The 10427-nt window shown below is 49.4% G+C and carries 8 protein-coding genes and 1 tRNA gene; 4 read left to right on the forward strand and 5 right to left on the reverse strand.

The annotated features are described in order from the left end of the window. The 3 genes from EYO21_02245 (at nucleotide 1) to EYO21_02255 (ending at nucleotide 4740) form a co-directional block, all read left to right on the forward strand. A complete protein-coding gene (locus EYO21_02245) occupies nucleotides 1–1020 on the forward strand; it encodes a 2-oxoacid:ferredoxin oxidoreductase subunit beta (GenBank protein ID HIB02632.1) in 1020 nt (339 codons plus the stop codon). A gap of 74 nt (nucleotides 1021–1094) precedes the next feature. Further along, nucleotides 1095–2492 carry a class II fumarate hydratase gene (gene fumC, locus EYO21_02250; protein HIB02633.1) on the forward strand — a complete coding sequence of 466 codons (1398 nt, stop codon included), beginning with the start codon at nucleotides 1095–1097 and terminating at the stop codon, nucleotides 2490–2492. A 67-nt stretch (nucleotides 2493–2559) separates the two neighbouring features. After that, entirely contained in the window at nucleotides 2560–4740 is a 2181-nt protein-coding gene (locus EYO21_02255) for a PBP1A family penicillin-binding protein (GenBank protein ID HIB02634.1), read from the forward strand. Here the strand turns inward: EYO21_02255 and EYO21_02260 are convergent. The 5 genes from EYO21_02260 to EYO21_02280 form a co-directional block, all read right to left on the reverse strand. After that, nucleotides 4737–6017, reverse strand: coding sequence for a thymidine phosphorylase (locus EYO21_02260; GenBank protein HIB02635.1), 1281 nt, complete (start codon nucleotides 6015–6017; stop codon nucleotides 4737–4739). The two genes, EYO21_02255 and EYO21_02260, sit on opposite strands and share 4 nt — an antisense overlap. Continuing rightward, nucleotides 6014–7384, reverse strand: coding sequence for a YjgP/YjgQ family permease (locus EYO21_02265; protein HIB02636.1), 1371 nt, complete (start codon nucleotides 7382–7384; stop codon nucleotides 6014–6016). The genes EYO21_02260 and EYO21_02265 overlap by 4 nt, the downstream gene beginning before the upstream one ends. Nucleotides 7385–7492: 108 nt before the next feature. Then, nucleotides 7493–7566 (reverse strand) — tRNA-His (locus EYO21_02270). 216 nt (nucleotides 7567–7782) lie between these two features. Then, nucleotides 7783–8280, reverse strand: a complete 498-nt coding sequence (locus tag EYO21_02275; GenBank protein HIB02637.1) for a DUF4442 domain-containing protein — start codon at nucleotides 8278–8280, stop codon at nucleotides 7783–7785. Continuing rightward, nucleotides 8277–8873, reverse strand: a complete 597-nt coding sequence (locus tag EYO21_02280; GenBank protein ID HIB02638.1) for a DNA-3-methyladenine glycosylase I — start codon at nucleotides 8871–8873, stop codon at nucleotides 8277–8279. The genes EYO21_02275 and EYO21_02280 overlap by 4 nt, the downstream gene beginning before the upstream one ends. Before the next feature lie 108 nt (nucleotides 8874–8981). Here EYO21_02280 and EYO21_02285 point away from each other — a divergent pair. After that, nucleotides 8982–10427 (forward strand): DUF4910 domain-containing protein (locus EYO21_02285; GenBank protein ID HIB02639.1); only part of this gene is annotated, 1446 nt, incomplete at its 3' end.

Consider the following 10427-nt stretch of genomic DNA (forward strand, 5'->3'; position numbering starts at 1 on the left):
ATGACTGATACATCTGCAGCGACCCCTCTTACCAAAAAAGATTTTGTTTCAGACCAGGATGTTAGGTGGTGCCCCGGTTGCGGTGACTATTCCATCCTGGCCCAAACCCAGAAGACCATGCCTGACCTGGGTGTGCCAAAGGAAAAGTTCGTGTTCGTGGCCGGCATCGGCTGTTCAAGCCGCTTCCCTTATTATATGAATGCGTTCGGTTTTCACACCATCCATGGCAGAGCGCCGGCTATCGCCACCGGTATTAAAATTGCCAATCCGGATCTCTCAGTCTGGGTCATTACAGGAGACGGCGATGCACTCTCTATTGGTGGGAATCATCTGATCCATGTTTTGAGAAGGAATGTTGACATAAATATTGTCATGTTTAACAATCAAATCTATGGTCTCACAAAAGGACAGTATTCACCCACGTCAGAGATTGGCAAAAAAACAAAATCATCTCCCTTCGGTTCTCTTGACCGGCCTTTTAATCCGCCGTCGGTTGCTCTCGGTGCTCAATCAACATTTGTAGCACGGACTATAGATTCACATACGCAACATCTTCAAGAAATGTTGAAAAGAGTTCACGAGCACAAGGGGACATCATTTCTTGAAGTGTACCAGAATTGCCACATTTTCAATGATGGTGCCTTCGCGCATGTCACGGATAGAGAGGTTAAGGATGACAATGTTCTCGAACTGAAGCACGGAGAGCCCATGATATTTGGCAAAGAAAAAGACAAAGGAATACGGCTCAACGATTTTAATCCTGAAATGGTGAAAATCGGGACCGGTATTTCTGCTGACGATCTTCTGGTTCATGATGAGAATAGCAGAAACCTGGCTGGGCTATTGGCCAACTTTACTGAAGATGACAGTCTGCCGACGCCACTGGGTGTCATCTATTCTGAAGATCAGCCTAGATATGAAGAACTGATGATTGAGCAGATTGAAGAGGCTAAGAAAAAACTTGGCGAAGGTGATCTTCAGAAACTTTTAGCAGGGACGGACACATGGGAGGTCGCGTAGACCACCTGAACGAGAGCTCGTCACTTTTCCATCTTTACATTCTCTTAACACCCAACCAAAGAAAGGATTAGATCATGTCTTTTCGAACTGAGAAGGATACTATGGGTGAGATTGAAGTCCCCTCCGATCGGTACTGGGGCGCACAGACCCAGCGGTCACTTCAAAACTTTAAGATCGGCGGCGAGAAGTTCCCCAGAGAGTTTATCAGGGCGTACGGCCTGGTAAAGCAGGTTGCTGCCGAAGTGAATGTTGAAATCGGTGTGTTGGATAAAGATCTGGCAAAAACCATCGGTGAGGCTGCTCAGGAAGTGATTGACGGTAAACTGGACGATCATTTTCCGCTGGTTGTCTGGCAGACGGGAAGCGGCACGCAGACGAACATGAACTTCAACGAGGTCATTTCCAACCGCGCCATTGAATTGTCCGGTGGCGAGATGGGTTCCAAGACGCCTATTCATCCCAATGATCATGTCAACAAATCACAGTCAACAAATGACACATTCCCGTCAGCAATCAATATAGCCACTGCCGTGCAGATCAATGAACATCTTTTGCCCAGAGTGAAAGGGCTCAGGGACGCTCTGGCGGCAAAGGCGGACGAATTCTCGAAAATTGTTAAGCTGGGACGGACCCACCTTCAGGACGCCACGCCCTTGACACTGGGGCAGGAGTTTTCCGGCTACGCATCCCAGCTGGACCATGCCATGGTTGCTGTGATGAACGGCCTGCCGCATCTTTACGAGCTGGCGTGGGGTGGCACGGCTGTGGGGACGGGTCTGAATGCCCCTGAGGGGTATGCCGAACAAGTGGCGGAGAGGATTGCCGAAAAGACTGGTCTTCCATTCAGGACAGCGCCAAACAAGTTCGAAGCCATGGGGGCCCACGATGCGGCCGTAGAGATGTCCGGCGCTCTGAAAACAATGGCTGCCTCTCTGAACAAGATCGCCAACGATCTTAGGTGGCTTGCCAGCGGTCCTCGCTCTGGTATTGGTGAAATCTCTCTTCCTTCCAATGAACCCGGTTCATCCATCATGCCCGGAAAGGTGAATCCCACTCAGGCAGAAGCACTCACCATGGTGGCTGCCCAGGTAATGGGGAATGATACTACACTTACTGTGGCCGGTGCATCGGGGAACTTTGAGCTCAATGTCTTCCGGCCTGTCATCGCGTTCAACCTTCTCCAGTCCGTAAAACTCTTGGGAGATGCGGCTGACTCCTTCAATGTGAACTGCGTAGCCGGGATTGAGCCGAACCTAGAGAAAATCGATGGCAACCTCCGAAACTCACTGATGCTGGTGACAGCCTTGGCGCCGCATATCGGTTATGACAAGGCCGCTGAAGTAGCGAAAAAGGCACATGCTGACAATTCAACATTGCGGGAGACCATCGAGAAGCTGGGGTACATGTCAGGCCAGGAGTTTGACGAAAAGGTGAAACCGGAGGAGATGGTTTCGCCCACCAAACACAGCTGAGAACTTTTCCCCCTCTTTTTCGTTATTTTCCTGACGGAAGCCTGTTTAACGGTTTCCGAATTCTTTAATTTCCGGACCTGTGGTTGCGAAAAAGAAAAAGACCATTCCAATCTGGAGGCTCATCCTCCGTGTACTGATCTCATTTTTTGGGTTCACTTTGCTGAGCGTCGGTTATATCTGGTTTCTTTCCCGCGATCTCCCTTCTCTGGAACAGTTGGAAAACTATGATCCCGATCTTGTGACACGCATCTTTTCCGCTGACGGTGTACTCCTGAAGGAACTTTACACCCAAAGACGCGTCTTTGTGGATCTGGAGGAGATTCCTGAGGATCTGGTGAATGCGGCAGTAGCGTCAGAGGATCGGCGGTTCTATTCCCACTGGGGGATATCGCTTCGTGATGTTATCCGGGCAGTGGTCATCAACGCCATTCCACCCCCCCGTTTCAGGCAAGGGTTCAGTTCAATCACCCAGCAGCTGGCTCGAAATCTCTACGATACCATCGGCTTCAAAAAGACCATCACCCGGAAGCTTAAGGAGATGATTACCGCCATTCAGATTGAGCGGACATACACCAAGGAAGAGATTCTTGAGATGTATATCAACGCTATTCACTTTGGCCATGGTACTTTCGGTGCTCAGGCGGCGGCGAAAAGGTATTTCAAGAAGGATGCTTCGGACCTGACTCTGGATGAATGCGCCATGTTGGTGGGCATTTTGCCCAGACCGGCCACCTACAGTCCAATCAATCATCCGGAGGGGGCAATGCGTAGGCGGAATGTTGTGCTTCGTCTCATGCGCGAACAAAATTTGATCACACAGTCCAGGTATACCGAAGCACGGGCCCTTGAACTGAGAGTTACCCCCAGAAGAGACGAACTCGGTAAAGCGCCCTACTTCACGGAACACGTTCGCAGGATTCTTGAGCAGGAGGATGAAGTTCTGGACCTGGACATTTACAGGGATGGTCTTATCATTTATACAACGCTGGACAGCCGGCTTCAGACAGTGGCCGAGGATGTCGTTATGCAAACAGTGGAAGCGAACCAAAAGAAACTCAACAGTCGCCTTTTTAGCAACAGGGATGAGTTCGAAGAATTGGCCTATCTTGGCATCTATCCTGAAGATTCAGTGAAAGTGATGATGGAAGGGAAGGCGCCTCTTTTCGAAGAGTTGCGTGACAAACTTCTTGTACAAACTGCTTTCGTTGCCGTGGAACCAAAGACAGGACACATCAAAGCTATGATTGGGGGGCGTCCTGATTATTACGATCAGTTCAATAGAGCGACGCAAGCGCAACGTCAGCCGGGATCTATTTTTAAGCCAATTATCTATGCCACCGCCATTGACAACGGCTACGCCGTAACGCACCAGCTGCTGAACCAGCCTGTGGTGCTGAACATACAGAGCGCTTCCGGGGAGTGGGAGAAGTGGATGCCCACCAATTACGACGGATCCACAGGCGGACTCACCACTCTTCGAGAAGGATTGAGAAGGTCGCTGAACCTTATTTCAGTACGAATGGTACAAGAGTTGGTACCGCCGGAAGTGGTGGCCAACACTGCTCGCCGAATGCACCTCACCACACCCATCCGTGCCGTTGACGCCATCGCCTTGGGAACGTCGGAAGTCTACCCGCTTGAAATCACTTCCTCCTATGCCACTTTTGCCAACAGCGGCGTCTGGAGCAAGCCCATGGCCATTCAGAGGATCGTGGACAGATTTGGCGTGACCATCAAGGAGTATTCACCCCACCGGGAAGAAGTGTTAAGTGAAGAAACTGCTTTCATGATGACCGATCTTTTGCGTACAGTTCTGGACCAGGGGACCGGTGGAAGGGCCCGGTGGATGTACAAGTTCACCCATCCTGCCGGTGGGAAGACCGGCACTACTCAGAACTGGACCGATGCGTGGTTTGTCGGTTATTCACCGTACTTAGCGGCGGGCGTTTGGTTTGGAGTGGATGATCCCAAAGTGAGTTTGGGCTCGAAACAGGACGGCTCCCGGGCGGCGTTGCCGGCCTGGGCGCGGTTCATGAAAGCAGCACACGACAGCATGGGGTGGAAGCATCAAGATTTTCCTCAGCCTGACGGGATTTCAAAAGAAAAGATTTGCAGTGTCTCGAAAGACTATCCCACGCGGTATTGTCCTACTGAAGAGGAATTTTTCATCACCAAGTATGCCCCTACCCGTTCCTGCCGAATCCATACAGAAGGCTCGCCGCGCAGGTTGCGGGAAAGATCCGATTAAATAATCACTTCCTCAGGTGTGAAAGGGTCAACACCAATTTCGATGGCTGATTTTATCTGAGGATATGCTTGGCTGACGGCCTTTTCACTATTACCGTGGCAAATGGCTAAGGGGTCGCCTTTCGCAACTTCTTCTCCCAGCTTCTTTTCGAACCGCACACCTCCTGAGGGATCAATCTGCCTGCCCGCTTTTCCATCGAAAACAGTGATACTGTTGACAGCCCAGCCGATTTTCTCTGTATCCATGAACCGGACAACACCGGAGTTTTCCGCCTCAATGACTTTCTCGAAAGAAGGTGTATGAATGGTATCAGAGCTGTGGATCAAAGATGAATCACCGCCGTGGGCTTCGATCATTTCTTCAAGTTTCATCATGGCTGAGCCTGAAGTGATGGTTTTTTCCACCGCGGATAGCGGTTTCTTAATTCCTGCATATTTGAGAACGGGTTCCGCCAGTTCAGTGACCACAGCCATGAGATCCGGTTCGCCTTCACCTTTCAAGCACGCTATTGATTCCTGAATCTCATTCCAAAGACCGGCTTCGCGGCCCAGCGGCTGGTCCATTCGGCTGTAGACAATTTTGGTGGAAACGCCAAACTGCTTACCGGCCATTTTCAGTTTTTTGCCCAGTTTTTCCGCATGCTTGAGTGTTTTCATGAAGGCACCGTTCCCTACCGTAATGTTCATGGCCAGCGCCTCGATTCCTTCAGCAATCTTCTTACTCATGATGCTGCCGCAAATGAGGGGGATGGAAACAACAGTGTTTGTTCTGTCACGGAGGGTATACATCTCTCTGTCGGCAGGACAGATCTCAGACGTCTGGCCTGTAAGGCTCAGGCCTACCCCTTCCACGGTTTGGCGGAATTCTTCCATAGATAGGTCAATCCTGTAACCGGGGATAGACTGAAGTTTATCCAGCGTACCACCAGTGTGGGCTAGGATTTTTCCTGAGATCATTGGAACGGCCAAACCGCAGGTCGCCAGAATGGGTGCAATAATAAGTGACACCTTGTCTCCCACGCCGCCTGTTGAATGCTTATCTACCACTGGTTTTCCCAGGTGCGAAAAGTCCAGCCGTTCGCCAGAGGTGACCATGGCCTTCACCACAGCCAGTGTCTCTTCATCTGTCATGCCTTTGTTACAAACGGCCTTCAGCCACCGTGTCATCTTTTCATCGCTGAGCTTTTTCTCGCTGTAGGCGTGTATGATCTGAACAATCTCGGAAGGTCTGTTAACACCGCCCGCCGTCTTTTCACGGACGATATTTTCGATGTTCATTTGGAGTGCTTTTTTCCCTTTTTGCGGGAGGAAGGAAGCTGGAATACAGTTCGCTCGCGTGTTGCCTGGTAAGTCATGACTATGCCCACAGCACCAAGGACGATATTCGGCATCCACATGGCAATAGCACCATGGAGATAGTTTCGGTCCGCCATTTCTTCACCACCGATAAGGAACAGGTAGTAGAGGAGTACAAAACCGAAGCTAAAAATAATGGCTGTGAAAAAGCCTCCCTTCCGGGTCATGATCCCAAGCGGTGCACCCACCAGTACAAAGACGATGCAGGCTGAAGGTAGAGAGAATTTCTTGTGGATTTCCACCGTGTACCGGTTGATACTCCTCTCGTAGCCGGCAATCATCTGATAATCAGTGCGAACCCGCATGGAAAGGTTCTCCAAATCCTGACTTTTACTGATGGGGCGATTAGGGTCGCTGATTGTTTCTTCTTTCTCAATTTCTTTTTGATTCTTCACCATTATTATAAGATCCTCCATGGTGGGAGGGATGGGGGTGTCCGGGAAGTTGAATTCAAATTCTTTTTCGATACGTTCTTCAATGGCTGAGACTCTCTCACTGTAGCCCGAAATCTTCTCATGTATCATATTTAGGGTCATCTCCCTATCTGAGCGGGAGCCCGTTTCCCTTCTTTGGAGGGTTAAATCCTCTGCCGGGATTATGATCCGGTGACGGTCAAAAATGATTCGCCTGTAGTTCTGATAGTTGGTCACTTCTACTTCGTGGATCTCACCGTCGTAGAGCGTAACCAGGATGGCGTCATCCAGTGGCCGGAAAGTCGCTTCTTCCGCCCGGATGGAAGTTTGTGTTACAGTCCTGTCCTTGCCGTAGATATGTACATCCTGATATCTGTCGCCCTTCTTTCCCTTCACGATGAAACTGTATTGCGGCAAGTCATCGATGAAATAGCCTGCCTCCACGTTTAAATCGGGTCGCTTGCGGTAAATATCCCTGGCCAGCATTCTTGCGTTGTGGTTCATATGAGGCAGAACGGTGTTGTTGAACATCATAAGTGGAACAGCAACAAGGATGGAAAAAGTGAGGGCAGGCCACAGGATGCGAGTGAAGCTGACGCCTGAGGAGCGCAGTGCTGTGATCTCGTTATCTTCGGCAAAACGACCGAATGCCATGAGTGTTGCCACCAGAACAGCCACCGGTGCCGCCAGTGCAATGATCCATGCTGTGTTCAGCAAAAGGTATTCCAGGATAATATCTATTGGAAGTCCCTTGCCCAGAAATCGGTCCACTGCTCTTAGGAGAAAGTTGGTGAAAAGCAGAAAGATGACAATGAGCAGGGCGTATAGAAAAGGGAGAAAGTGTTCTTTAAGAATATACCGTGTAAGGAGTTTCATGACTGCCAGCTTGATTCAACTAAAAATACAGCTAAGAGATAACCGCATACAAAGGTAATGAGGTTTGAGCCATTAACATATTTAGACGGAGATCGCCTAATGCTAGCGGGTGAGGGACGGGATTCGAACCCGCGACCACCAGGACCACAACCTGGAGCTCTAACCAGCTGAGCTACCCCCACCAGTGTCTTTTCTCACAGCGAGAGAATTACACCTCCAGAGTCACCAAATGAGTTATCTTAAACTTTGGGTACCTCTTCTACATTGGGAATTTAATATATTGTAACGGAGAGTATGAAACGGTGGTTTGCCGAGTTCTGGCCGGTTGTTACACATGTTCTTTCGTCAAAGAATTACGGGCCCCGGATTAAAGTTTTTCAGAGAGAAGAGATATAGAATTATTCCCGGTTCACGGCTCCGGTTTCATCTTTGACTGAGAGAGTTAAGATGAACTTCGCCACAGGCTCATCCCCAAGTTTGGACGGTACGGTGGCTGTCACGTGGATAGACATATTCTGCCTTTCGCCCGTTTCCTTTGCCTGCTGTGCCAATTCATTCAGTGCAGTGCCTTCATTGCAGGTGAAATAGACATCATCTTCAGCCCGCTTCAGGTAGTCCGCGCGGAAACTTTTGTAAATAAATTTCTTTCCCTTGCCGTAACCGAGAGTCCGGATAGCCAAGGCACCGGAGGCGAGTTCAGCACCCACCGTCATCGCCGCAATGTAGAGGCCTTTTTCGTGGTTTCTCGTTCTTCGCCTGTGAGGGATTTTTACAACACACTTTTTATCATCAATCTTTACAACTTTGGGTCGGCACGCCCAAAGCAGCGGAATCTTCATGAAGCCGAAAGTGCGGATCGCCACCGTTGCCCGGGTCGCTTCGGAAAGAAAACTCATGCCAGTGACAGGCACTCCCCATGGCGAAAGCAGTCCACAGTGTGGTCGTTCACCATTCCCACCGCCTGCATATGGGCGTAACAAACAGTGGTGCCGAAAAACTTGAAACCGCGCTTTTTCATATCAGTAGAAATGGTATCAGACAGTGTAGTATTCGCGGGGATGTTTTCATAGGTTTTCCATCTGTTGATGATGGGCTTTTTGTCTGTGAATTGCCAAAAGTAGTCGCAGAAACTACCGGATACTCCAGCAATTTTCAAAAACTGCTGAGCATTGTTGATGGCTGCCGCAATTTTTTGCCTGTTCCGGACAATGCCGGCATCTTGAACTAGCTCATCGATCATTTTTTCACCATAAGTGGCAACTTTTTCCGGATCAAACTGATGAAAGGCTTCCCGGAAATTCTCGCGCTTGTTGAGAATAATCTCCCAGCTTAGTCCTGCCTGGAAGGATTCCAGCACAATGAATTCAAACATTTTCCTGTCATTAGTGACAGGCACACCCCATTCCTCATCATGATATTTCACGTAAAGTGGTTTGTTCAATGGAACCCACTGGCATCTCTTTTGTCCGCCTATTTCTTCTCGGGTCATTGGAGAGAACTTACTGAAAATAAGAGGAGGGACGGGAGAAAATGTTTGTTTTGGAGATGAGACGGAGGAAGATTTTCCGACATTTAATCAAAGGAACCTTCAAGGTATATGAGCACGAAAAAAACAAGAGTAATGTTTCCCTTTATGGGACTCATTCTTCTAACACTCATTTCAGCACAGAGGAGTCTTCTGTCTGATGATTTACGCGATCTTCTTCATGAGTCCCTCAGTGGCGAGCGGGCAAAGGATCATGTTATCCAGATTACTCGACACAACCGTATCCAGGGCTCGCGTGGCTACAGGAATGCGGCGCAGTATGTACTCCAACAGCTTCGGCGGTCCGGATTTTCCGACCGTAACGCTTTAGTCGAGTCCTATCCGTCTGATGGAAAGATCCACTATCAGACATGGCAGTCTCCCTCCGGCTGGGACCTAGACTACGCCGAGCTACGTATGCTTGAGCCCTACGAAGAAAGAATTGTGGGCTATCCCGAGATCGGCATGAGCCTTATCACTTATTCTAATCCCGGCGATGTCACAGCTGAACTGGTTTGGGTAGGGGCCGGTACCAGTGATGAAAACTATATGGGCAAAAATATTAAAGACAAATTTGTACTGGCAACAGGCTACGGGGGTTCTGTCCACCGTATTGCGGTACTGAAGTACGGAGCCAAGGCTGTGGTGTGCTACTTGGATGATGAAAGGGCCAGGGAATACCCTGACATGCTCCAGTACACCGGTATGTGGCCTAAACCTGATGAAATTGACAATGTCACTTTTGGATTCAACCTTACCAACCGCCAAGGTGACAAGCTGAAAAAACTTTTGGAGAACGGGGAGAAAGTAATTCTGAAAGGTGTTTCTAAGGGAACGGGGCTAGAACCTTTCTTTATGGATGTGGTTGTGGCCACCATTCCTGGTTCACATGGTTCCGGTGAGGAGCTTGTTTTTTCCGCTCATCTAGATCATCCTAAGGAGTCTGCCAACGACAACGCCAGCGGTTCGGCTGCTCTCCTCGATATAGCTCAGACCATACATAAGCTTGTTGGGGACGGCCTCCTACCCCGACCGAAACGAACATTTCGCTTTTTATGGGTACCTGAATGGCATGGCACAATGGCCTATATTGATAAAAATCCTGAAATGGTGGGGCCTGCCAGAGGTGGCAAGACACTGGCGAACATGAATATGGATATGGTGGGAGAGCACCTTGAATTACTTCACTCAAAACTGATTTTAACCCGGGTGCCTGACTCTTTACCGTCAGTTGTGAATGATGTGGTGGCCCACATGGCCGAGATGGTGGACGGGATGGATATCCGAACATCCAGAGGGAGTCTTTCTGCATTTAACTACCGGGTGACACCTTACAGTGGCGGAAGTGATCATATGATGTTTATTGATCTTGATATCCCGGGTGTCATGTTTTCCCACTCACCCGATTATACTCATCATACGTCTGAGGATACTCCTGACAAGGTCGATCCCGTGGAACTGGAACGGTGCGAAATAATTGCCACAGCCGCCATGTTTTATTTGTCAAATCTTGGGCCG

Source organism: Candidatus Neomarinimicrobiota bacterium (genome assembly GCA_012964825.1).
Taxonomy (GTDB): domain Bacteria; phylum Fidelibacterota; class Marinisomatia; order Marinisomatales; family S15-B10; genus UBA2125.